The following is a 24500-nucleotide window of genomic DNA, read 5'->3' as shown; positions in this document are numbered from 1 at the left end:
CTGGGTGCTGTCTGAAAAGCCGACGAGTGCCAGCCGCCGCGGCGATGGCCCCAAGCAGATCAGCAGGAGAGCGAACATGGCATGTCGATTCAGATGGGGGAGCGGGCTGCTGGCCTGGCTGCTGCTGGGGCTGGCCATGCCGGCCTGGGCGGGGCCGAGTCTGACCGCGCTGGACTTCACCGAGCGCGGCCCCGGGCGCCTCGATGTCGAATTGCGCTTCAGTGGTGGGGTGCCGGAGGTGCGCGGCTACCGTACCGCTGCGCCACCGCGACTGGCGCTGGATCTGCTCGCCACCACCAGCGCACTGGCGCAGAGCCGCTTCGCACTCGGCAGTGGTGGGGTCGAGTCGCTGCGGGTGCTGGCCGCCGAGGGGCGTACACGGCTGGTATTTGCCCTCGACGAGGCCCACGACTACCGGCTGGAGCGGCGTGCGGATCGTCTGGTGGTGCATCTGGGCGCCGCGCCGGCGGCCAGCACTGAAGCCGCGACGCCGGCGTCGGGGTTCGTCGCCGAAGCCGGGCGCGAAGCGCCCGGTGTGAGTCGCGCCGCTGCCTCCAGCCGGTCACGGGTCACGGCGCTCGACTTTCGCCGCAGCGACACCAACCACGGTGAGCTGCTGCTGACCCTCGATCGACCCGGGGTGGCGGCGTCGGTCTCCGGTAGCGGGCGCCGGATCACCCTGACGCTGCCCGGCGTGGAACTACCGGATGCTCAGTACCAGACCCTCGATGTGAGCGACTTCGGCACCGCGGTAACGCGCATCGTGCCGCAGCGCGATGCCGAAGGGATTCGCTTCGAGATCGGCGCGACGCAGGCGGTGGAGCCGCTGGTGACCCAGAACGGGCGCGAGCTGCGCCTGGAGCTCGCCCCCCAGGACGAAGGTGGGCGCGCCGCGGTCAGCGTCGGTACCGCCGCCGCGGCGCCGAGCTACACGGGCAAGCCGGTGACCCTCGACTTCCAGGACATTCCGGTGCGTGACGTGCTCTCGATCATCGCCCAGGTCTCGGGGCTCAATGTGGTCGCCAGCGATAGCGTCCAGGGCAACGTCACCCTCAATCTGGTCGACGTGCCCTGGGATCAGGCGCTCGATCTGGTGCTGCAGAGCCGTGGCCTGGCGGCGCGGCGTACCGGCGACGTGATGGTGGTGGCACCAGCCGGCGAGCTGGCCAGCCTGCAGCGTCAGACCCTGGAGAGCCGCGAGCAGTCTCAGCAGCTGGCGCCGCTGGTCACCGAGTTCATACCGATCCGCTACGCCAAGGCGGACACCCTGGCCGGGCTGCTGCGCGGCGGCGAGGGAGTGGGGCTGATGTCCGAGCGCGGCCGGGTCACCGTCGATGTGCGCACCAATACGCTGATCCTGCAGGACACTCGCGACCAGTTGGAGGCGATCCGGCGCACCATCGAGCAGCTCGACGTGCCGGTGCGCCAGGTCCAGATCGAGGCGCGTATCGTCATCGCGCGTGACAGCGCCACCCGCGAACTGGGCGTCAACTGGGGCATGTCATCGCCGGCCGGGGGGCGCTTCAACCTGAGCGGTGCCGCCGATGGCGACCCGTCCAGCGTGCCTACCACCAGCGACGATCCCCAGTCCTACGGCGGCGGTCTGGCGGTCGATCTGGGCAATGCCACCCAGCCCGCCAGCGCCTTCAGCTTCGGCTATCTCTCCGGTGATGTGCTGATCGACCTGGAGCTGCGCGCGCTGGAGAGCGAGGGCAAGAGCCAGACCATCTCCCAGCCCAAGGTGATCACCGCCAACCAGCGCACCGCGGTGATCAAGCAGGGGCAGGAGGTGCCTTACCAGGAGGCGTCCTCCAGCGGTGCCACCACCACCGAGTTCAAGGAGGCGGTGCTGTCGCTGGAGGTGACCCCGCAGATCACCCCGGACGACCGCATCATCATGGATCTGCGGGTCAACAACGACGATATCTCGGACACCCGCTTCGAGGGCGCGCCGGCGATCGACACCAACGAGATCCAGACCCAGGTGCTGGTCGACAACGGCGAAACCGTGGTGCTGGGGGGGATCCTCACCTCGGAGCAGCTGCACACGCTGTTCAAGACGCCCTTCCTGGGTGACATCCCGCTGATCGGGCAGCTGTTCCGCTATACCCAGGAGAGCAATGAAAAGGTAGAATTGCTGATCTTCATTACGCCCAAGATCATCGAGGACAGACTGGCCATTCGCTGATGCGGTCGCTTCCCAATCTTTTTCTCATCGGCCCCATGGGTGCCGGCAAAAGCACGATCGGCCGCCTTCTGGCGGCCGAATTGCAGCGCGAATTCCTGGATAGCGACCATCAGATCGAGGCGCGATGCGGGGCGAATATCCCGTGGATTTTCGACGTCGAAGGCGAGCAGGGTTTCCGTGACCGCGAGACGGCGATGATCGACGAGCTGACCCAGCGCAGCGAGGTGGTGATGGCCACCGGCGGCGGCGCAGTGATGCGCGAGCTCAACCGCCAGTATCTGCGCGAGCGCGGCACCGTCATCTACCTGGCGACCACGGTCGAGCAGCAGATTCGGCGTACCGCCCGCGACCGCAACCGCCCGCTGCTGCGCAATGCCAACCCCGAGCAGGTGCTGCGCGATCTGTTCGCGCTGCGCGATCCGCTCTATCGTGCCACCGCCGACCTCATCGTGCGTACCGACCGCCGCAGCCCCAAGAGCGTGGTGGCGGACATCGTGCGCCGGGTCACGCGGCTCAGTCAGCCGCTCCAGGCCGAGGTCTCGCCGCCGCGCTAGGCGTGCCGCTATAACCGTCGTGCCACTTCGTTCACTGGTAAAAGGGTCACCCGTCATGACGCAGTCTCCTTCCGCCGCCATGGAGTCGCTCGACGTCGCGCTCGGCGAGCGCGCCTATCCCATCCATATCGGTGCCGGGCTGCTCGACGAACCGGGCTGCCTGCTGCCCTATCTGGCCGGGCGTCAGGTGATGATCGTCACCAACGACACCGTGGCCCCTTACTATCTCGACCGGCTCCGCCACACCCTGAGCGGAGCCGATCTCGAGGTCTGCGAGGTGATCCTGCCCGACGGCGAGGCGACCAAGACCCTGGCCTCGGTGGAGCGCATCTGGGATGCGCTGCTGGCGGCCGGCTTCAATCGCCGCTGCACCCTGATCGCCCTGGGTGGCGGCGTCATCGGCGACATGGCTGGCTACGCCGCGGCGAGCTACCAGCGCGGGGTCGCCTTCATCCAGGTGCCGACCACGCTGCTGGCCCAGGTCGACTCCTCGGTGGGCGGCAAGACCGGGGTCAACCACCCGCGCGGCAAGAACATGATCGGCGCCTTCTGGCAGCCGCGCGCGGTGCTGATCGATACCCAGACGCTGGAGACACTGCCCGAGCGCGAGCTCTCGGCGGGGCTGGCCGAGGTGATCAAGTACGGCCTGATCTGGGATGCGGACTTCCTCGACTGGCTCGAACGCGAAATGCCGGCGCTGCGCGCACTGGACGCTGCGGCGATTCGCCATGCCATTCGCCGCAGTTGCGAGATCAAGGCGGAGATCGTCGCCGAGGACGAGACCGAGCAGGGTGTGCGTGCGCTGCTCAATCTCGGCCACACCTTTGGCCACGCCATCGAGGCGCACCAGGGTTACGGCAACTGGCTGCACGGCGAGGCGGTGGGGGCCGGCATGGCGATGGCTGCGGCACTCTCGGCCGAGCGTGGCTGGCTCAGCGCGGCCGAGGTCGAGCGCATCGCTGCGCTACTGACGGCGGCGGGGCTGCCGCAGACGGCGCCCGCTGCCATGAGCGTCGCCGATTTCCTCGAGCGCATGCGTCTGGACAAGAAGAATCTCGACAGCCGCCTGCGGCTGATCCTGCTCGAAGCGCTGGGGCGTGCCGCGATCCACGACGATACCGACCCGGCCATGCTCGAACGCCTGATCGAGCACTTCCCCCGCGGCTGAGCGCGCCACGCCGCATACCTGCCATCTGGCGCTGGCATCACGCGCCCGTCCGACGGGGCGGGCGTCTCCCCGAGGCGGCGCATCTGCCTCGCGCGAGGCGTTGCCCGCGCGTCCTGGTTCCGCCCCCGCTCGTTCTGATGCTGGCCCCGCCAGCGCGCACGTTCATCGCGCTGTCGTCTCCGTCGCGTAAACCTCTCACGGCGCTTGCGTTGCCGCCGTGACGGCCTGTGCCGCCGCGCCATGGGTCACGTTCGCACCTGTGCGGCGAGGGGGCTGGCGGCGCTGGGGTCTCGGTGCCGGGGTGGGGTATGCCTGTAATTGGCATGTACTATGTCGTATCGGCATGGGCGATGGGGCGGTTTTGGCGTGTCAATGTGTAACAGGTTCTTGCTTTAGACTTTGGTCTAAACCGTCTCGCTAAGCCGTTGAGCTGTCAGGGTATTTTTTTAGTTATAAATATAAGTGCCAGATTTTCAATGGTTTTGTCGCCAGGGTCAGGCCAGGGCGCGATTGCGTTGGGGCGGGGGAGTGGCTATTCTGGGCGGCCTTTTGACGCCGTTTCGTGGCGCCAGCGTCGGCGCGGGGTGACGCTGAAAACCGGTCTCCAGCCCGGTTCAGAATAATAAAAAACCTTGCATTATCTCCCTGGATTTTACCGAACGCAAGTTCCCCTGTTCTGTGAGGCACGCCCATGATGAGAGGTCTTCACCAGCCCGGCGAATTCCGCGACAACTGCGGCTTCGGACTGATTGCGCACATGGAGGGGCAGGCCAGTCACGATCTGCTCGAGACGGCGATCGAGTCGTTGACGTGCATGACCCACCGTGGCGGTATCGCCGCCGATGGCAAGACCGGCGACGGCTGCGGGCTGCTGCTCAAGATGCCGGTCGGCTTCATGCGCGAGGTGGCCCAGGAAGCGCTGGGCGTGGCGCTGGGTGAGCGTTTCGCCGTCGGCTGTGTGTTCTTCGCCGATGACGATGCGCGTGAAACCGAGGCGCGCCAGGTACTGGAGCGTGAACTCGAGGCTCGCGGCCTGGCGGTCAAGGGCTGGCGCGACGTGCCCACCGACCCCAGCGTGTGCGGCCCGATGGCGCTCGACTGCCTGCCGCGCATCCGCCAGGTGTTCGTCGAGGGCGACCCTTCGCAGTCGGACGCGGCCTTCAACGTCGAGCTGTTCATGGCGCGGCGTCTGGCCGAGCAGGCGCTGCGCGGCGACGAGGAGTTCTATGTCTGTTCGCTGTCATCCAAGGTGGTCTCCTACAAGGGCTTGATGATGCCCGCCGATCTGCCCACCTTCTTCCAGGACCTGGGCGATCCGCGACTGGAGACCGCGATCTGCGTCTTCCACCAGCGCTTCTCCACCAATACCGCGCCGCGCTGGCCGCTGGCGCAGCCGTTTCGCTTCATGGCGCACAACGGCGAGATCAACACCATCGAGGCCAACCGCAGCTGGGCCAATGCGCGCAAGGCCAACTTCGTCAGCTCGCTGCTGCCCGATATCGAGGGTCTCGACGAGATCGTCAATACCACCGGCTCCGACTCGTCGAGCATGGACAACATGCTCGAGGTGCTGCTCACCGGCGGCATGGATCTCTATAACGCGGTGCGCATGATGGTGCCGCCGGCGTGGCAGAACGTGGAGACCATGGACGGCGACCTGCGCGCCTTCTACGAGTACAACTCCATGCACATGGAGGCGTGGGACGGCCCCGCCGGCATCGTCATGACCGAGGGGCGTCATGCGGTGTGCATGCTCGACCGCAACGGCCTGCGTCCGGCGCGCTGGGTGATCACCGACAACGGCTATATCACCCTCTCCTCCGAGATCGGGGTGTGGAACTACGCTCCCGAATCGGTGGTGGCCAAGGGCCGCGTGGGGCCGGGGCAGATCCTGGCGGTCGATACCGAGACCGGCGAGGTGCTGCACACCGACGATATCGACCAGCGGCTCAAGTCGGCCTATCCCTACAAGCGCTGGCTCAAGGAGCACGCCCACTATCTCGAGTCGGCGCTGACCGAGCTGGCGCGCTTCCAGCCGATGTCCCTCGACGAGCTCAACGTCTATCAGAAGATGTTCTCGGTGACCTTCGAGGAGCGCGACCAGCTGCTGCGTCCGCTGGCCGAGAGCGGCCAGGAGGCGGTGGGCTCGATGGGCGACGATACGCCAATGGCGGTGCTGTCGCGTCACAACCGCCTGCTCACCGACTTCTTCCGCCAGAAGTTCGCCCAGGTCACCAACCCGCCGATCGACCCGCTGCGCGAGGCGATCGTGATGTCGCTGGAGACCTGCTGCGGGGCCGAGCTCAACGTCTTCGAGGCGACCCCGGAGCACGCCAATCGGCTGATCCTGACCACGCCGATCCTGTCGCCGCGCAAGTTCACCGCGCTCGTCGAGCAGGATGACCCGGCATTCGCCTCGGTGCGTCTGCCGCTGCACTACGACCCCGAGACCACCACGCTGCGTCAGGCGCTGCACGCGCTGTGCCAGCGTGCCGAGCAGGCCGCCCTCGACGGCAAGGTGCTACTGGTGCTGTCGGATGCCGAGCTGGAGCAGGGCAAGCTGCCGATCCAGGCGCTGCTCGCCACCGGTGCGGTGCACCACCATCTGGCCCGACTGGCGCTGCGCCCGCGGGTCAACCTGGTGGTCGAGACCGGCTACGCCCGTGACGCCCATCAGATGGCGGTGTTCTTCGGCGTCGGCGCCACCGCGATCTACCCCTACCTGGCCTATCAGGTGATGGCGGACATGCATCGCACCGGCGAGCTGGTGGGCAATCCGGCGGATACCCGCGAGAACTATCGCAAGGGGATGCAGAAAGGCCTCTACAAGATTCTGTCGAAGATGGGGATCTCGCAGATCTCCTCCTACCGCGGCTCGCAGCTGTTCGAGGCGGTGGGGCTCGGCAGCGAGGTGATGCAGCTCTGTTTCACCGGGATGATGTCGCGGATCGAGGGGACCGGCTTCAGCGAGCTGCAGATGCAGCAGGAGCTCTCCGCCCGCGACGCCTGGATTCCACGCAAGGGACTCAAGCAGGGCGGGCTGGTCAAGTTCGTGCACGGCCACGAGTACCACGCCTATAACCCGGACGTGGTGATGAAGCTGCAGCAGGCGGTGCAGCAGGGCGACTACACCCAGTGGAAGGCGTTCGCACGTCTGGTCAACGAGCGGCCGGTGGCCACGGTGCGCGATCTGCTGCGCTTGAAGCCGGCCCCCGAGCCGTTGCCGCTCGACGAGGTCGAGCCGGTCGAGGCGCTGCTGCCGCGCTTCGACAGCGCCGGCATGTCGCTCGGCGCACTGTCGCCGGAAGCCCACGAGGCGCTGGCCCAGGCGATGAACGAGACCGGCGGGCGCTCCAACTCCGGTGAGGGCGGCGAGGATCCGGCGCGTTACGGCACCATTCGCTCCTCCAAGATCAAGCAGATCGCCTCCGGGCGCTTCGGCGTCACCCCGGCCTATCTGGTCAACGCCGAGGTGCTGCAGATCAAGGTCGCCCAGGGCGCCAAGCCCGGCGAGGGCGGCCAGCTACCCGGCGGCAAGGTCAACGAGATGATCGCGCGGCTGCGCTACGCGGTCCCCGGCGTGACCCTGATCTCGCCGCCGCCGCACCACGACATCTACTCAATCGAGGATCTGGCGCAGCTGATCTTCGACCTCAAGCAGGTCAACCCGGCGGCTCAGGTCTCGGTCAAGCTGGTCTCCGAGCCGGGCATCGGCACCATCGCCACCGGGGTGGCCAAGGCCTATGCCGACCTGATCACCGTCTCCGGCTACGACGGCGGTACCGCGGCGAGCCCGATCACCTCGATCCGTCACGCCGGCAGTCCGTGGGAGCTGGGTCTGCCCGAGGTGCATCAGGCGCTGCGCATCAATGGCCTGCGCGACAAGATCCGGCTGCAGACCGACGGCGGCCTCAAGACCGGTCTCGACGTGATCAAGGCGGCGATCCTCGGCGCCGAGAGCTTCGGCTTCGGCACCGCGCCGATGGTCGCGCTGGGCTGCAAGTACCTCAAGATCTGCCACCTCAACAACTGCGCCACCGGGGTCGCTACCCAGCACCAGGAGCTGCGCGACGAGCACTTCCGCGGCACCGTCGACATGGTCAAGCACTACTTCCGCTTCATCGCCGAGGAAGTGCGCGAGCTGATGGCGCTGCTCGGGGTGCGCAAGCTCACCGATCTGATCGGGCGTACCGATCTGCTCGAGTGCCTCGAGGGCGAGACCGCGGCACAGCGCAAGCTCGACCTGACACCGCTGCTGGCCAATGACTTCGTCCCTGCCGACGCGCCGCAGTTCTGCCAGGTCAGCCGCAACGTGCCCCATGACCCCGGCGCCAAGAACCAGGAGCTCTACGACGCCCTGATCGACGCGATCGAGGCCAAGTCCGGCGGCGAGTTCAGCTTTACGATCACCAACTGTGACCGGTCGGTGGCCGCTCGGGTCTCCGGCGAGATCGCCAAGCGTTACGGCGAGGCGGGGCTCGAGGATGCGCCGATCACGGCGCGCTTCACCGGCGTGGCGGGGCAGAGCTTCGGGGTGTGGAACGCCCGCGGCCTGCATCTCTACCTGGAAGGCGACGCCAACGACTACGTCGGCAAGGGCATGAACGGCGGCAAGGTGGTGATCACGCCGCCGCGGGCCAGCCGCTTCAACAGCCACGAGACGGCGATCATCGGCAACACCTGTCTCTACGGTGCCACCGGCGGCAAGCTGTTCGCCGCGGGTACCGCCGGTGAGCGCTTCGCGGTGCGCAACTCCGGCACCCATGCGGTGATCGAGGGCGCCGGCGATCACTGCTGCGAGTACATGACCGGTGGTCTGGTCTGCGTGCTGGGCAAGACCGGGATCAACTTCGGTGCGGGCATGACCGGCGGCTTCGCCTATGTGCTCGACGAGGATCGCGGCTTCGTCGATCGCTACAACCACGAGCTGGTGGAGATCCATCGCATCAACACCGAGTCGATGGAGGCCTATCGCCGCCATCTGCGCGAGGTGATCACCGAGTACGTGGCAGAGACCGGCTCCCGGCGCGGGCGCGAGATCCTCGAGGATTTCTCCGACTTCATCCGCCACTTCTGGCTGGTCAAGCCCAAGGCCGCGAGCCTCAATGGCCTGCTGGCCCAATCCAGGCGCCAGCCAGAATAAGCAGCGGCGTCAGCCAGAATGTGAGCCGGCGCAAGCCCGAACAAGCCCCCGGCGCCGCCAGCCTGACGCGGCGGCGCCCGATCCCGCCCTATCGGCAGCGGGAGTGAGGAGAGAGATCATGGCAAACCGTTTGAGCAACGATTTTCAGTTCATCGACGTCGGCCGGCGCGACCCGCAGAAGAAGGATGCCCGCAGCCGCGCCAAGGAGTTCGCGGAGATCTACGAGCCGTTCCGCCCCAGCGAAGCGGCCAGCCAGGCACACCGTTGCCTGCACTGCGGCAACCCCTACTGCGAGTGGAAGTGTCCGGTCCACAACTACATCCCCAACTGGCTCAAGCTGGTCAGCGAGGGCAACATTCTGGAGGCGGCGGAGCTCTCCCATCGCACCAACTCGCTGCCCGAGGTGTGCGGTCGGGTGTGCCCCCAGGATCGCCTGTGCGAGGGTGACTGTACCCTCAACGACGGCTTTGGTGCGGTCACCATCGGTTCGGTGGAGAAGTACATCACCGATACCGCCTTCGCCATGGGCTGGCGCCCGGACATGTCCAAGGTGAGCTGGACCGACAAGCGCGTCGCCATCGTTGGTGCCGGGCCGGCGGGTCTCGGCTGCGCCGATATCCTGGTGCGTAACGGGGTCAAGGCGGTGGTCTATGACCGCTACCCGGAGATCGGCGGCCTTTTGACCTTCGGTATCCCCGAGTTCAAGCTCGAGAAGCACGTGATGGAGCGTCGCCGCGCGGTGTTCGAGGAGATGGGCGTGGAGTTCCGGCTCGGCACCGAGATCGGCCGTGACGTCACCTTCGAGCAGCTCCACGACGAGTACGATGCGGTGTTCCTCGGCATGGGCACCTACAAGTACATGGTCGGCGGCTTCCCCGGCGAGGAGATGGAGGGTGTCTACAAGGCGCTCGACTTCCTGATCGCCAACGCCAACCACTATCTCGGTTTCGAGAAGGATCCTGCGGACCATGTCTCCATGGCCGGCAAGCGGGTGGTCGTGCTGGGTGGTGGCGACACTGCCATGGACTGCAACCGCACCTCGATCCGCCAGGGCGCGGCGAGCGTCACCTGTGCCTATCGGCGTGACGAGGAGAACATGCCTGGCTCCAAGCGCGAGGTGGCCAACGCCCGCGAAGAGGGAGTCGACTTCCTGTTCAACCGCCAGCCGGTGGCAGTGGTCGGCGAAGGCAAGGTCGAAGGGGTCAAGCTGGTGCGCACGCGCATGGGCGAACCCGACGCCAACGGCCGTCGCAGCGCCGAGGTGGTACCGGGCTCCGAGGAGATCCTGGCGTGTGACGCGGTGATCATCGCCTTCGGTTTCCAGCCCAGCGAGATCGAGTGGTTCGATACCCACCAGATCGAAGTCGACGAGCGCGGCCGGGTGCTGGCGCCGGAGATTCCGGCGCAGATGGAGCGCTTCGCCTATCAGACCAGCAATGAAAAGGTGTTCGCCGGTGGCGACATGGTGCGCGGCTCCGACCTGGTGGTCACCGCCATCTACGAAGGGCGTCAGGCCGCCGAGGGGATTCTCGACTATCTCAAGGTATGATGGCGAGAGCGCGTGATCCGGCGGCGGTGTGAGGGCGTACGTCGCCGGACGCTGGCGGCGCGGCAGATAGCCCCACGGGGTGGTGTCGGCGGCGCCGAATCGCTAGAGTGGCGCGCTTTCCCTGCATCGCAAACGCCAGAGGTGACCGCATGATCCGACTCGAACGCAATATTCTCGACCAGGCCAACACGCTGATGCGCACGCTGGAAGATCACGTGCTCGACAGCGACGTCGCCGACGCCGAGCAGGCGAGCGCGGTGTGCCGCCAGCTGGAAGCGCTGCTGGCGCTGGGCAAGACCCGCGACAGCGGCATGTCCGACGAGTGCGCCGGCATGCTCGAAGAGATCGAGCGCCGTTCCCGGGTGATGGCCGCCCGCCTGCCGACGGCCTGAGCCGTCGGCAGGTCGCGGCGCGCGCCCAAGACACCGCTCAGCCCAGCGGGATGCGTCCGCTGAGCGTGGTGGCATCCTGCGGCCCGGGCTCGGCGAGCACTTCGCGTGCGGCGTCGAGCGGGGCCTCGTCGAAACCGAGCAGTAGTACCCCCACCACGCGGCCTGACTCTAGTTGGCCCGAGTCTAGACGGTCCGACTCTAGATAGTAGTAGACCCCCTTGTCAGCGTGGCTGTCGGCGACGATGTCGAGCGTGGCATCGAGACGCCCCAGCGCCTTCCAGGCGATATCGAAGACGTTGGAGTAGGAGTAGGGCGTGTGGGTGTAGGCCTCGTCACTGCCGGCCATGATGCGCCCGACCGCAGCGCCCTGACAGTTGGCGTTGTCGACGTGCTCGGCGTGCCAGCGCCCGAGGATGCGATCCGGGTAGGTGGCGACGTCGCCGGCGGCGTAGATCGCGGCGTCGGCGGTGCGCAGCCGCTCGTCGACCAGGATACCGCCGTCGATCTCGAGTCCGGCGTCCTTCGCCAGCGCGGTGCAGGGCTCGACCCCGAGTCCGAACATCACGCCGTCGGCGGCCAGCTCGCTGCCATCGTCGAGTTCGAGCGTGACCGTGCCGTCGGCCTCGCGTCCTGCTTTCACCTTGCGCCCGCTGAGCAGCGCCACGCCGTGGTCGAGGTAGGTCTGGTGCAGGCGGTCGGCGACCTCGGGCGGCAGCATGCCGCCGCCCAGCACCGGCTCGGGGCAGATCAGGGTGACGCGACAGTCGTTCTGGATCAGCGCCGCGGCCAGCTCGCTACCGATATAGCTGCCGCCGACCACCGCGATGTGGCGATTCTCGCCCGCCAGCCGGCGCAGATGGTCGTAGTCGTCGACGCTGCGGAAATAGCGCACCCGCTCGCTCTCGGCCAGATCCAGACGAATCGGCTCGCAGCCGGTGGCGAGCAGCAGCTGGCCGTAGCCGAAGGTCTCGCCGGCACTGGTGGTGACCTTTCGCGCCTGACGGTCGATGGCGCTGACCCGAGTGTCGACATGGAGCGTGGTGCCGGGGTCCTGCTCCGGCTGCATCCAGATCTTGTCGTAGCTGAATTCGGGGTCGGTCCAGAGCTTCTTGGAGAGCGCCGGACGGGTCACCGGGCCGCGCGGCTCGGCGCCCAGAATGCCGATGCTGCCCTCGCTGTCGCGTTCGCGGATGCCGTCGACGGCGTTGGCGGCGACCATGCCGGCGCCGACGATGAGATAGTCGTAGCGTTGCATATCCACTCCCTGGTTGGCTGGTGGCGGGCGTCCCATCCTTCCCCGATGGCGACGCCGGGAACTCGCGCTCGGGCCGCATGACGGCACCGATAGCCTCAGCGTAGTTCACCTGCGCCGGCGTGGTATGACGCCACAAGGGAGAGGCAGCGGCCCACGACTGCGCTAGAATGCGCGGCGCCTGGTGCCGCACGCGCCCTTGCCTAGTCCACACGATAGCCCCTGACGCCCTGGAGAACGCCCCCGATGTCATCCTGGTTTCCGCACTGGCGCCGCGTCGACGCCAAGCGCGTCGCCCTGGTCGCCCCCGACGAGACCCTAGCCGCCCCCCAGACCCTGCTGATGGGGATCCAGCACGCCGTGGCCATGTTCGGCTCCACCGTGCTGGCGCCGCTGCTGATGGGCTTCGACCCCAATCTGGCGATCCTGATGTCGGGGATCGGCACGCTGCTGTTCTTCCTCGTCGTCGGCGGCCGGGTGCCCAGCTACCTGGGCTCGAGTTTCGCCTTCATCGGTGTGGTGATCGCGGCCACCGGCTATGCCGGCAGTGGCGCCAATCCCAATATCGGCGTGGCGCTGGGCGGCATCATTGCCTGCGGGGTGCTCTATGCGCTGGTCGGGCTGGTGGTGATGGCGCTGGGCACGCGCTGGATCGACGTGCTGCTGCCGCCGGTGGTGACCGGCGCCATCGTCATGACCATCGGCCTCAACCTGGCCCCGGTGGCGGTGTCCGGCGTCGCCGGTTCCACCTTCGATTCGCTCATGGCGCTGATGACCGTGCTGTGCATCGGCCTGGCGGCGGTGCTCACCCGGGGCATGCTGCAGCGGCTGCTGATCCTGATCGGGCTGATCGCCGCCTATGCGATCTATGCACTGTTCACCAACGGTTTCGGCTGGGGCACGTCGATCGACTTCTCGGTGATCGGCGCCGCCCCCTGGCTGGGGCTGCCGACCTTCAGCGCGCCGCAGTTCGACCCCCACGCCATGGTCCTGATCGCCCCGGTGGCGGTGATCCTGGTGGCCGAGAACCTGGGTCATATCAAGGCGGTGGGCGCGATGACCGGGCGCGATCTCGACCCCTACATCGGGCGCGCCTTCTTCGCCGACGGCGTGGCTACCGTGGTTTCGGGCAGCGCCGGGGGCACCGGCGTCACCACCTATGCCGAGAACATCGGGGTGATGGCGGTGACCAAGGTCTACTCGACGCTGATCTTCGTCGCCGCCGCCGGCTTCGCCATCCTGCTCGGTTTCTCGCCGCGCTTCGGTGCGCTGATCCAGACCATTCCGGGGCCGGTGCTGGCCGGGGCCTCGATCGTGGTGTTCGGGCTGATTGCGGTGGCCGGCGCGCGCATCTGGGTGCAGAACGCGGTCGATCTGGGCGATACCACCAATCTGATCGTGGTGGCGGTGACGCTGGTGCTGGGCGCGGGCAACTTCTCGCTGGCCCTGGGGGGCTTTACCCTGGACGGCATCGGGACCGCCACCTTCGGCGCCATCGCCCTGCACGCGCTGTTGCGCTATGGCGTGGGCAGACGCCAGCCCGACGCCCAGTCCTAGAGTTGGTACGCCAAGCCGGCCCGCTGCGGCCGCCCTGTCGGCGGCCGCTCGATCACTGCCAGGGGTGACCCGCATGAGAGATTCCCAAGCCAGCGCCCCGCAGTCCGGCGAACAGTCGCTCGCGATGACCCGCGAGGTGCTCGAACAGGACCGCCTGCGGCGCTACTTCGAGCGCACCTATCCCGAGGTGCCGCTGACCTCGCCGGCGGCGCTCGACGCCTCCGTGCGCGAGATGCTGGCGAGCGTGCCCGAACCCGCCCGCGACCTCGATGGCGTCTATCTGTTCGCCTACGGCTCGCTGATCTGGAACCCCTGCGTCGAAGTCGCCGAGCGCCATACCTGCCGGCTCTACGGTTACCACCGCGACTTCTGCCTCAAGCTCGAGCACGGACGCGGTACGCCCGAGTCCCCGGGGCTGATGCTGGCGCTGGCGCCGGGCGGCTCGTGCCGAGGGGTGGCGCTGCGGGTACCGGCGGCCAATCTCGAGCGTGAGCTGACCCTGGTGTGGCGCCGCGAGATGCTCACCGGGGCCTACCAGCCGCGCTGGGTACGCCTGAGCAGCGACATCGGCCCGCTATGGGGCATCGCCTTCGTGATCAATCCGGCCCACGACCGCTACATCGGGCGTCAGCCCGACGAGGCGGTGATCCAGCTCCTGCGCACTGGCCGTGGCGTGCTCGGCTCGTGCCGCGAGTATCTCGACAACACGGTCGGCGATCTCCACGCTCTGGGTATTCGCGATCATCGTCTGGAGCGGCTGCAGCGGGCGGTGCACGGCTGAGAAGGGCGCCGGCGGCGCTGTCGCGTTGCGGAGTAAATTGAGCCGGCGGCCGCTCTCTGGTAGTCTGGCGTCCCATCCTGGCCCGACTTTCTCCCCCGGGTCTTTCTCACGGCTTTACGACCACGATTCGACAGGTTTTCCATGACACGATATATCTTCGTGACCGGCGGCGTTGTGTCCTCCTTGGGCAAGGGCATTGCGGCGGCCTCGCTGGCGGCCATTCTCGAGGCCCGCGGCCTCAAGGTGACCATTCTCAAGCTGGATCCGTACATCAACGTCGATCCGGGCACCATGAGTCCGTTCCAGCATGGCGAGGTGTTCGTCACCGAGGATGGCGCGGAAACCGACCTCGACCTGGGCCACTACGAGCGCTTCATCCGCACCAAGATGACCCAGGGCAACAACTTCACCACCGGCCGCGTCTACGAACACGTGCTGCGCAAGGAGCGCCGCGGCGACTATCTCGGCGGTACGGTGCAGGTGATCCCGCACATCACCGACGAGATCAAGCACCGTGTGATCAAGGGGGGAGAGGGGTACGACGTGGCGCTGGTGGAGATCGGCGGCACCGTCGGTGACATCGAGTCGCTGCCGTTTTTGGAGTCGATCCGCCAGCTGCGCAGCGAAGTCGGGGCCAGCCGTGCGCTGTTCATGCACCTGACCCTGGTGCCCTACATCAAGACCGCCGGCGAGACCAAGACCAAGCCGACCCAGCACAGCGTCAAGGAGCTGCGTTCGATCGGTATCCAGCCGGACATCCTGATCTGCCGCAGCGAAGTCGAGCTGGAGGAGAGCGAGCGGCGCAAGATCGCGCTGTTCACCAACGTCGAGGAGCGCGCGGTCATCCCGCTGCAGGATGCCGACACTATCTATCGCATTCCGCTGATGCTGCACGAGCACGGTCTCGACGACATCGTCTGCGACAAGCTGCGCCTGGATGCGCCGGCCGCCGACCTGGCCGAGTGGGTCCACGTGCTCGATGCCAAGCTCAACCCGCTCAAGTCGATCAACATCGCCATGGTCGGCAAGTACATGGAGCTGCTCGACGCCTACAAGTCGCTCAATGAAGCGCTGACCCACGCCGGTATCCAGACCCGGGTCAAGGTCAACGTCGAGTACATCGACTCCGAGCTGATCGAGCGCCACGGCACCGAGCGCCTGGCCGGCAAGGACGCCATTCTGGTGCCCGGCGGCTTCGGCGAGCGCGGCGTCGAGGGCAAGATCGCCACCGCCCGCTTTGCCCGCGAGAACGGCATCCCGTACCTGGGCATCTGTCTCGGCATGCAGGTGGCGGTGATCGAGTTCGCCCGCCACGTGGCCGGCTGGGCCGATGCCAACTCCACCGAGTTCACCCGCGATACCCAGCATCCGGTGGTCGGCCTGATCACCGAGTGGATCAACGCCGAGGGCCAGATCGAACTGCGTGACGAAGCCTCCGACCTGGGCGGTACCATGCGTCTGGGCGGTCAGGAGTGCCAGCTCGCGTCCGGTTCGCGGGCCCAGGCGATCTACGGCCTGGAGACGATCACCGAGCGCCATCGCCACCGCTTCGAGGTCAACAACCAGTTCATCGGCGAGCTGGAGAAGGCTGGCCTGGTGATCTCCGGCAAGAGCGGCGACCAGTCGCTGGTGGAGATGATCGAGCTTCCCGATCATCCCTGGTTCGTGGCGTGTCAGTTCCACCCGGAGTTCACCTCCACGCCGCGCGATGGCCACCCGCTGTTCACCGGCTTCGTCAATGCGGCGCTGGAGCACAAGGCGAGCCGCCAGCGGCAACAGGGCGCGAGCCACCAGGAGTGACCATGGCGGGGGATGAAGCGATTCATCCCCCGCTCTCTTTGTGCAGGGCTCATACTCTCTTTTCGGTACTCACTTTTCGGTACTCATGCGCTTTTGGGTACTCGTGCTGGCCGTGAAACGCCACGCGGCGTCTCGTCGCGCCGGCGAAAGCTGGTAACATGAATCCGCTTTTCCGCATCCGGCGCACGCCGTGCCGGACGCTTCACGCTCACTGCTTGAGTTTTTCAACCGACAGGACGACGTAACATGGCTGAGATCGTTGATATCCGCGCCCTCGAAGTGCTCGATTCCCGAGGTAACCCGACCGTTCAGGCTCAGGTCGTGCTGAGCGGTGGCATCAGCGCCAGCGCCTGCGCGCCGAGCGGTGCCTCCACCGGCTCGCGGGAAGCGCTCGAGCTGCGTGACGGTGACAAGGGCCGTTACCTGGGCAAGGGCGTGCTCAAGGCGGTGGAGGCCGTCAACGGTCAGATCCGCGAGCGCCTGGTGGGGATGGATGCCAGCGACCAGCGTGCGCTGGACCAGGCCATGCTCGATCTCGACGGCAGCGACAACAAGGCCAACCTGGGCGCCAATGCCATCCTCGCGGTGTCGCTGGCGGCGGCCAAGGCTGCGGCGATCGCCAAGGGTGTGCCGCTCTACGCGCATATCGCCGAGCTCTACGGCCAGCCGGGCCACTACCTGATGCCGGTGCCGATGATGAACATCCTCAACGGCGGCGAGCATGCCGACAACAACGTCGACATCCAGGAGTTCATGGTCCAGCCGGTGGGCGCGCCCAATTTCCGCGAGGCGCTGCGCATGGGTGCGGAGATCTTCCACGCGCTGAAGAAGGTGCTCTCGGCCAAGGAGCTCTCCACCTCGGTGGGTGACGAGGGCGGTTTCGCCCCCAACCTGGCCTCCAACGCCGAGGCGCTGGCGGTGATCAAGCAGGCGGTCTCCGACGCCGGCTACACCCTGGGCAAGGACGTCACCCTGGCGCTCGACTGCGCTTCCAGCGAGTTCTACAAGGACGGCACCTACGACCTCTCCGGCGAAGGCAAGTCCTATGACGCCGCCGGTTTCGCCGACTACCTGGCCGAGCTGTGCGACGCCTACCCGATCGTCTCGGTCGAGGATGGCATGGACGAGTCCGACTGGGATGGCTGGAAGGCTCTCACCGAGAAACTCGGCGACCGCGTGCAACTGGTCGGCGACGATCTCTTCGTCACCAACACACGCATCCTCAAGCGCGGCATCGACGAGCAGATCGGCAACTCGATCCTGATCAAGTTCAACCAGATCGGCTCGCTCTCCGAGACGCTGGATGCGATCAAGATGGCCCAGGACGCCGGCTTTACCGCGGTGATCTCGCACCGCTCCGGCGAGACCGAGGACACCACCATCGCCGACCTCGCCGTGGGCACTGCCGCCGGCCAGATCAAGACCGGCTCGCTGTGCCGCTCCGATCGTGTGGCCAAGTACAACCGCCTGCTGGTGATCGAGCAGGAGCTCGAAGGCAAGGTGGCCTATCCGGGGCTGAAGGCGATCAAGGGCCAGTAAAATCGCTGTCGACCGATAAACCAAGAAGGCCGCTCATCGAGCGGCCTTCTTGCGTTCTTCGGCAGCGAGCGTCCGATTGGCGTAATAGCAAATCAGCGTTCGAGCAGCTCGATCTTGTTGGGCTTGCCATCCCACTCCTTGGCATCCTCCGGCGGCGCCTTCTGCTCGGTGATATTGGGCCACACCTCGGAAAGCTCGGCGTTCAACTCGATGAACTTCTCCTGGCCCGCCGGCAGCTCGTCCTCCGAGAAGATCGCCTCGGCGGGGCACTCCGGCTCGCACAGGGCGCAGTCGATGCACTCGTCCGGGTGGATGACGAGGAAGTTCGGCCCCTCATAGAAGCAGTCCACCGGGCAGACTTCGACGCAGTCGGTGTATTTGCACTTGATGCAGTTCTCGGTGACGACGAACGTCATGGGTGATCTCTCCTATTGCCGGGGCGGATACGCGGCTGGCCCCTCTTTTTCTCGGTCACGGTCCCTGGGTCGCGGCCTCTGCCGGCCGCTGTTCTTGCGTCTGCTACCCGCTCACGACGACCCCTTCTGGTCGTGCCCGGGTATCCGCCATGCGCGCGCGGATGCCACGCTGGAATGGCGCCATATTCTAGGCGTCGCCCGGCGGAACCGGCAAGTTGAGGCTGGGAACGTCTGGGAATGGTGTTATACCGCGGCGGGCCGGGTCGGCCCGCCGCGGGGCTACCGCTGGGCCTTCCACTCATAGAGCAGCTCCAGCGCGGCGCGCGGGGTGAGCGCGTCGACGTCGAGCGACTCCAGCGCCTCGACCAGCGGATGCACCGGGGCCGCGAACAGGTCCGCCTGCTGCGGCGCGGCGGTAGGGGCGGCCGCACCGCGCTCGGCGGCGACCGGAGGCTGTTCGAGGCTGGCCAGCTTCTCGCGGGCACGCGCGATCACCGGCTGCGGTACGCCGGCGAGCTGGGCCACCTGGAGGCCGTAGCTCTGGCTCGCCGGCCCCTCCTCGACCCGGTGCATGAAGACGATGCCATCCTTGTGCTCGGCGGCGGTGAGGTGGACGTTGGCCACCGTCTCCTGCTGCTCGGCCAGCGCGGTCATCTCGAAGTAGTGGGTGGCGAACAGGGTGAAGGCGCGTGCGCGGGCCAGATGCTCGGCGCTGGCCCAGGCCAGCGAGAGGCCGTCGAAGGTGCTGGTGCCGCGGCCGATCTCGTCCATCAGCACCAGGCTCTCGGCGGTGGCGTTGTGCAGGATGCTGGCGGTCTCGGTCATCTCCACCATGAAGGTCGAGCGGCCACCGGCGAGATCGTCGCTGGAGCCGATACGCGTGAAGATGCGATCCACCGGGCCGATCTCGGCGCGCTCGGCGGGCACGAAGCTGCCGGTATGGGCGAGCAGGGCGATCAGCGCGGCCTGGCGCATGTAGGTCGACTTGCCGCCCATGTTGGGGCCGGTGATTACCAGCATGCGGCGGGCATCGTCCAGGCGCAGGTCGTTGGGCACGAAGGGGTGCTGGCTGACGTGCTCGACCACCGGGTGACGGCCGCCGATGATCTCGAATCCGGGCGTCTCGCCGAGCTGCGGGCGCACGAAGTCGAGATTCCGCGCGCGCTCGGAGAAGGTGCACAGTACGTCCAGCGCGGCCAGGGCGCGGGCGGTGGCCTGCAGCGCGTCGAGCTCGGCGTTGAGGGTCTCGATCAGCCCTTCGTAGAGCAGCTTCTCGCGGGCCAGGGCGCGCGACTTGGCCGACAGCGCCTTGTCCTCGAACTCCTTGAGCTCGGGGATGATGAAGCGCTCGGCATTCTTCAGCGTCTGGCGCCGGATGTAGTCCACCGGCACCTCGCGGGCCTGGGCCCGGGGGATCTCGATATAGTAGCCGTGGACCCGGTTGTAGCCGACCTTGAGCCCGGCCAGGCCGGTGCGCTCGCGCTCGCGCAGTTCGAGCTTCACCAGATAGTCGCCGGCGTGCTCGGCCAGGCCGCGGTACTCGTCGAGCTCGGCGTCGAAGCCCTCGCGGATCACACCGCCGTCGCGGATCACCACTGGCGGGTTGTCGATCAGCGCCTGGCTGAGGGTCGCCGCCGTCTCGGGGTAGGGGCGAATGTGCCGGGCCAGATCGTCGAGGGCGCTCTCTCCCTCGATCGTCCCCAGCGCGCTCTGCAGCTGGGGCAGCGCATTGAGCGCGTCGCGCAGGCGGGCCAGATCCCGCGGGCGGGCGCTGCGCAGGGCGACCCGGGCGAGAATGCGCTCGACGTCGCCGACCTCGCCCAGGATCTCGCGCAGCGCCAGGTGGTCGTCCTGTTCCAGCAGCAGTTGTACCGCCGCCTGGCGCGCGCTGACCTGAGCGCGATCGCGCAGCGGGCGGTTGAGCCAGCGCTTGAGCAGGCGTGACCCCATCGGCGTGGTGGTGGTGTCGAGCACGCTGGCCAGGGTGTTGTCGCCGCTGCCGCCGAGGTTGATGTCGATCTCCAGATTGCGGCGGCTGGCGGCGTCGATCACCACCGCGTCGTCGCGGCTCTCGATGCCGAGGGCGTTGACGTGTGGCAGGCGCGAGCGCTGGGTGTCGCGGGCGTAGTCGATCAGCACCCCGGCGGCGACCAGCGCGACCTCCAGGTGGGTGCAGCCGAAGCCGCGCAGATCGGCCACCTGGAACTGGTCGCACAGCAGGCGGTTAGCGGTCTCCAGGTCGAAGTGCCAGTCGTTCTGGCGACGCAGTCCGGTGCGCTCGGCCAGCGCCGGGGGCAGGTCCTGGGTCTCGGCGGCGAGCAGCTCGGCCGGCTGCAGGCGATGGATCTCGGCCTGCATGTCGGCCTCGCCGTCGACCTCGACTACGGCGAAGCGGCCGCTGGAGAGCTCCAGCCAGGCGATGCCCCAGCGTTCGCCGTGGCGGTGCAGGGCCACCAGCAGATTGTCGCGGCGCTCGTCCAGAAGCGCCTCGTCGTGCAGCGTGCCCGGGGTGACGATCCGCACCACCCGACGCTCCACCGGTCCCTTGCTGGTGGCGGGGTCGCCGATCTGCTCGCAGATCGCCACCGACTCGCCCGAGCGCACCAGTCGCGCCAGGTAGGACTCGGCGCTGTGATAGGGTACGCCGGCCATGGGAATCGGCGAACCGGCTGACTGGCCGCGCGCGGTCAGGGTGATGTCGAGCAGCTTGGCGGCGCGCTTGGCGTCGTCGTAGAACAGTTCGTAGAAATCGCCCATGCGGTAGAACAGCAGCACCTCGGGATGCTCACGCTTGATCTTGAGGTACTGCGCCATCATCGGCGTATGCTGCTGGGCTTTGCTGGCGGCCGTATCCTGCATGGCGTTACGAGGCTCTCTGGGTATCGTGGGGCATCATTGCGGCACGCGCCTCGCCGGGGCCGGCGAAGCATGAAGTATGAAACATGGAGAAAGGCCGAAGGTTACCACGTGGGTCAGCGTCGCTGCATCGCCGATCGCCCGCGCCGGGGTGACGCCGGTTCATGCCCGAGGTGTAGTGTTTTCAGTCTCGCCCGCGGCGGGCGAATCGTTACAGTGGGTGAAATCGGCATCCGAGGACCCCCTCATGGCCCGGCTGGTGCTCAATCACCTCAGTGACTCCACGTTCAGGCTGCTCTCGATCGAGGCCAACCGGCGCAACGTCAACGTCAGCGAACTGGCGGTCATCCTGCTCGAGATCGCGGTCGCCGATCTGTGTGCCGGGGGGCACGCGCAGCCGCTGCCGCCCACCTACCCGCGCGACGCCGAATAGTCGCCCGCGTGGGCGCCCGCGCCGGCCAGACGCGTTGCGTCGGCGCGCAAAGCTCGCATACTAAGTATCTGGCACCGGCCATATGCCACCTCGCATATGATGCCTCGCTATGCCATCAATCGCAGGCCGATACGCATATGCCAGCAGCGGCCTGACAAGACGCGCCCGTCCGCAGAGGGTGCCGGTACGGCGCAGAAGCCGCAGGAGTCCTCATGAACTTTCCAACCGATCATCCGCTGCCCCCCGGCAGTGACCAGGACCCGCAGGTGCTCGCCCGGCGCCTGGGCGAGGCGTGCCTGGCCGCCGGCTGTTTCGTCACCACCGCCGAGTCGTGCACCGGCGGTGGCGTGGCCGAGGCGATCACCGCGATCGCCGGTAGCTCGGGCTACTTCGCCAGCGGCTATGTCACCTACGCCAACGCCGCCAAGCAGCGCATGCTGGGGGTGTCGGCGCGGACGTTAGAGGCGCATGGGGCGGTCAGCGCGGCCACCGTGCGCGAGATGGTCGCCGGCGCTTGCCGCGACAGCGGCGCTGAGCTCGGCGTGGCGATCAGCGGCGTGGCCGGCCCTGGCGGCGGCAGTGCCGAGAAGCCGGTGGGGACGGTGTGGTTCGCCTGGGGCGATGCCGAGGCCCAGCGGGTGGCGTGCTTTCGGCTGCCGGGGGAGCGCGCCGCGGTGCGCGCCCAGGCGGTGGCGATCGCCCTGGCGGGGCTGCTCGAATCCTTCTCCGCCGCGAGCTGAGCGGTACTTGGTACTGGCCTCGCCGGGCGCTATCCCGGAAAATGCAGCGACGCATGCGGAAAATCGACGCGAGGATATAGGCGCGAGCGATTTTTTTCGCCATACTACTGGCTAATCATACAGTGATCGGGCGGCCTGGCCGTCTCGCCCGTCGCCAAGGACGCCTCGCCCACGGGGTGGCCCTATGCGGCGGGCTCACTTTTCCGGCCGCCACCCCACGACGCCAGCTTTCCAAGGCTCGTCTTCGACGCACTCACAGGAGACTTTCATGGCACAGGACGAAAATCGCAGCAAGGCACTCAGCGCGGCTTTGTCGCAGATCGACCGCCAATTCGGCAAAGGCACCGTGATGCGTCTGGGCGATACGCCGCGCACCGCCATCCCGGTGGTCTCGACCGGCTCGCTGGGGCTGGATATCGCTCTCGGGGTGGGCGGTCTGCCCTACGGCCGTGTGGTCGAGATCTTCGGTCCCGAATCCTCGGGCAAGACCACCCTGACCCTGTCGGTGATCGCCCAGGCGCAGAAGCAGGGCAAGACCTGCGCCTTCATCGACGCCGAGCACGCGCTCGATCCTAGCTACGCCGAGAAGCTGGGGGTCGACCTCGACCAGCTGCTGGTGTCGCAGCCGGACACCGGCGAACAGGCGCTGGAGATCTGCGACATGCTGGTGCGCTCCGGCGGTGTCGACGTCATCATCATCGACTCGGTGGCGGCGCTCACCCCGCGCGCCGAGATCGAGGGCGAGATGGGCGACTCCCACGTCGGCCTGCAGGCGCGTCTGATGTCGCAGGCACTGCGCAAGATCACCGGCAACATCAAGAACGCCAACTGCATGGTGGTGTTCATCAACCAGATCCGCATGAAGATCGGGGTGATGTTCGGCAGCCCCGAGACCACCACCGGCGGTAACGCGCTGAAGTTCTACTCCAGCGTGCGTCTCGACATTCGCCGCATCGGCTCGGTCAAGCAGGGTGACGAGGTCACCGGTAACGAGACCCGGGTCAAGGTGGTCAAGAACAAGGTGGCGCCGCCGTTCCGCCAGTCCGAGTTCCAGATTCTCTACGGCAAGGGCATCTACCATGCCGGCGAGGTGATCGACCTGGGCGTGCAGTGCAGTCTGGTCGACAAGGCCGGTGCCTGGTACAGCTACAAGGGCAGCAAGATCGGCCAGGGCAAGGCCAATGCGGCCCAGTACCTGGAAGAGAATCCGGCGATCATGACCGAGATCGAGGATCAGATTCGCGCCCAGCTGCTGGCCGTCGCCGCGCCCAAGGAGAAGGACAAGGAGAAGGAAGCGGAAGCCGCGGCCACCGACGACGCCAACGACTCGCTGCTGTAGCGCGAGGCGCGGGCAGGCGGTTGGGTTGATGACACGGGCGATTTTCAGGTCGGCGCCGAGGAGGAGAGCACGCCATGGCTGAGGCTGCGGAGATCCCGCCCCGGGAGCGGGCGATCGCCCTGCTGGCACGTCGCGAGTACAGCCGCGCCGAGCTCGAGCAGCGCTTGGCTGCCAAGGGCGTCGAGTCGGAGGAGATCGCCGTCACGCTGGACGCGCTGGCGGCGGAGGGGCTGCAGTCCGATACCCGCTTTGCCGAGATCTTCGTGCGTTCCCGGGTGCAGCTCGGTCACGGCCCGGTACGGATTCGCGGCGATCTGGCCCAGCGTGGCATCGACGATGCCCTGGCCGCGCTGGCGCTCGAGGCGGAGGCGCCGGACTGGCAGGCGCTGGCGTGTCAGGCCCTGGCCAAGCGCTTCGCCGGACCCGGTAGCACGCCCCGCGAACGGGCCAAGCGCGAGCGCTTCCTGGCCGGGCGCGGGTTCGGCTTCGACCAGGTGCGCCACGCCATGCGCCACGCCTGGGAGCTCTGAGTCCCGGGCTTTATCCCCGACCTTGTCGGGTCTGGCGGCGCCCCCTGGTGCGCCACGCTGTCATGGCAACGCGCCGGACCGCGATATCTCTCACCCTGGCGCCTTGCACTCCCGCTCCCTCGCCGTGCCAGCGGCTCGCGCTTCTCTTTCCCGTTTCGCTCTCCGCGTTCCTCTTTCCCAGCCTCTCGTTTCTCCCCATCCCCGGTTACACCCATGACACGAGACCCGGGCAGGCCCGACAAGACGTTGCCGGTGCCGTTGCC

General features: G+C 67.3%; 17 protein-coding genes. 14 read left to right on the top strand and 3 right to left on the bottom strand.

The annotated features are described in order from the left end of the window. Nucleotides 1-76 precede the first annotated feature (76 nt). The 6 genes from pilQ to ABV408_RS15520 all read left to right on the top strand — a co-directional run bounded on the left by pilQ (nucleotide 77) and on the right by ABV408_RS15520 (nucleotide 10994). Nucleotides 77-2188 (top strand): type IV pilus secretin PilQ, encoded by a 2112-nt coding sequence (gene pilQ, locus ABV408_RS15545; protein ID WP_353979793.1) that lies wholly within the window; start codon nucleotides 77-79, stop codon nucleotides 2186-2188. Beyond that, a complete protein-coding gene (aroK, locus tag ABV408_RS15540; RefSeq protein ID WP_353979792.1) occupies nucleotides 2188-2742 on the top strand; it encodes a shikimate kinase AroK in 555 nt (184 codons plus the stop codon). Before pilQ ends, aroK begins: the two co-directional genes overlap by 1 nt. A gap of 55 nt (nucleotides 2743-2797) precedes the next feature. Further along, nucleotides 2798-3910 (top strand): 3-dehydroquinate synthase, encoded by a 1113-nt coding sequence (gene aroB / locus ABV408_RS15535; RefSeq protein WP_353979791.1) that lies wholly within the window; start codon nucleotides 2798-2800, stop codon nucleotides 3908-3910. Between the two features lie 691 nt (nucleotides 3911-4601). After that, nucleotides 4602-9053, top strand: coding sequence for a glutamate synthase large subunit (gltB, locus tag ABV408_RS15530; RefSeq protein WP_353979790.1), 4452 nt, complete (start codon nucleotides 4602-4604; stop codon nucleotides 9051-9053). A gap of 118 nt (nucleotides 9054-9171) precedes the next feature. Continuing rightward, the gene (locus ABV408_RS15525) at nucleotides 9172-10602 is read left to right on the top strand and encodes an FAD-dependent oxidoreductase (RefSeq protein ID WP_035475647.1); all 1431 of its coding nucleotides are present in this window, start codon (nucleotides 9172-9174) and stop codon (nucleotides 10600-10602) included. Between the two features lie 149 nt (nucleotides 10603-10751). Continuing rightward, on the top strand, nucleotides 10752-10994 hold the full coding sequence (locus tag ABV408_RS15520; protein ID WP_353979789.1) for a hypothetical protein: 243 nt from the start codon (nucleotides 10752-10754) through the stop codon (nucleotides 10992-10994). Nucleotides 10995-11031: 37 nt separating this feature from the next. Here ABV408_RS15520 and ABV408_RS15515 read toward each other — a convergent pair whose 3' ends face one another. After that, the gene (locus tag ABV408_RS15515) at nucleotides 11032-12249 is read right to left on the bottom strand and encodes an NAD(P)/FAD-dependent oxidoreductase (RefSeq protein WP_353979788.1); all 1218 of its coding nucleotides are present in this window, start codon (nucleotides 12247-12249) and stop codon (nucleotides 11032-11034) included. A gap of 243 nt (nucleotides 12250-12492) precedes the next feature. Here ABV408_RS15515 and ABV408_RS15510 point away from each other — a divergent pair, with 243 nt between their 5' ends. The 4 genes from ABV408_RS15510 (at nucleotide 12493) to eno (ending at nucleotide 17923) form a co-directional block, all read left to right on the top strand. After that, nucleotides 12493-13803 carry a solute carrier family 23 protein gene (locus tag ABV408_RS15510; protein ID WP_353979787.1) on the top strand — a complete coding sequence of 437 codons (1311 nt, stop codon included), beginning with the start codon at nucleotides 12493-12495 and terminating at the stop codon, nucleotides 13801-13803. Nucleotides 13804-13876: 73 nt separating this feature from the next. Next, nucleotides 13877-14584 (top strand): gamma-glutamylcyclotransferase, encoded by a 708-nt coding sequence (locus tag ABV408_RS15505; protein ID WP_353979786.1) that lies wholly within the window; start codon nucleotides 13877-13879, stop codon nucleotides 14582-14584. A 141-nt stretch (nucleotides 14585-14725) separates the two neighbouring features. After that, nucleotides 14726-16384, top strand: a complete 1659-nt coding sequence (locus ABV408_RS15500; protein WP_353979785.1) for a CTP synthase — start codon at nucleotides 14726-14728, stop codon at nucleotides 16382-16384. 246 nt (nucleotides 16385-16630) lie between these two features. Then, complete coding sequence (gene eno, locus ABV408_RS15495) at nucleotides 16631-17923, top strand: phosphopyruvate hydratase (protein WP_353979784.1); 1293 nt, start codon at nucleotides 16631-16633, stop codon at nucleotides 17921-17923. Between the two features lie 92 nt (nucleotides 17924-18015). Here the strand turns inward: eno and fdxA are convergent, their stop codons facing one another. Together fdxA and mutS are read right to left on the bottom strand one after the other, a co-directional pair. Continuing rightward, nucleotides 18016-18339 (bottom strand): ferredoxin FdxA, encoded by a 324-nt coding sequence (gene fdxA, locus ABV408_RS15490; protein WP_110688979.1) that lies wholly within the window; start codon nucleotides 18337-18339, stop codon nucleotides 18016-18018. A gap of 279 nt (nucleotides 18340-18618) precedes the next feature. Further along, nucleotides 18619-21198 (bottom strand): DNA mismatch repair protein MutS, encoded by a 2580-nt coding sequence (gene mutS / locus ABV408_RS15485; protein WP_353979783.1) that lies wholly within the window; start codon nucleotides 21196-21198, stop codon nucleotides 18619-18621. A 244-nt stretch (nucleotides 21199-21442) separates the two neighbouring features. On the opposite strand from mutS, the gene ABV408_RS15480 reads away from it, so the two are divergent. The 4 genes from ABV408_RS15480 to ABV408_RS15465 all read left to right on the top strand — a co-directional run bounded on the left by ABV408_RS15480 (nucleotide 21443) and on the right by ABV408_RS15465 (nucleotide 24237). Then, nucleotides 21443-21628: a hypothetical protein gene (locus ABV408_RS15480; RefSeq protein ID WP_110675103.1), complete on the top strand. Its 186-nt coding sequence runs from the start codon at nucleotides 21443-21445 to the stop codon at nucleotides 21626-21628. A gap of 212 nt (nucleotides 21629-21840) precedes the next feature. After that, entirely contained in the window at nucleotides 21841-22368 is a 528-nt protein-coding gene (locus ABV408_RS15475) for a nicotinamide-nucleotide amidohydrolase family protein (RefSeq protein ID WP_353979782.1), read from the top strand. 268 nt (nucleotides 22369-22636) lie between these two features. Further along, complete coding sequence (recA, locus tag ABV408_RS15470) at nucleotides 22637-23707, top strand: recombinase RecA (protein WP_353979781.1); 1071 nt, start codon at nucleotides 22637-22639, stop codon at nucleotides 23705-23707. A 74-nt stretch (nucleotides 23708-23781) separates the two neighbouring features. Next, nucleotides 23782-24237, top strand: a complete 456-nt coding sequence (locus ABV408_RS15465) for a regulatory protein RecX (RefSeq protein WP_353979780.1) — start codon at nucleotides 23782-23784, stop codon at nucleotides 24235-24237. The last annotated feature ends 263 nt before the right edge of the window (nucleotides 24238-24500 follow it).

Source organism: Salinicola endophyticus (genome assembly GCF_040536835.1).
Classification (GTDB): domain Bacteria; phylum Pseudomonadota; class Gammaproteobacteria; order Pseudomonadales; family Halomonadaceae; genus Salinicola; species Salinicola endophyticus_A.
This window is presented reverse-complemented; position numbering and strand designations above follow the sequence as displayed.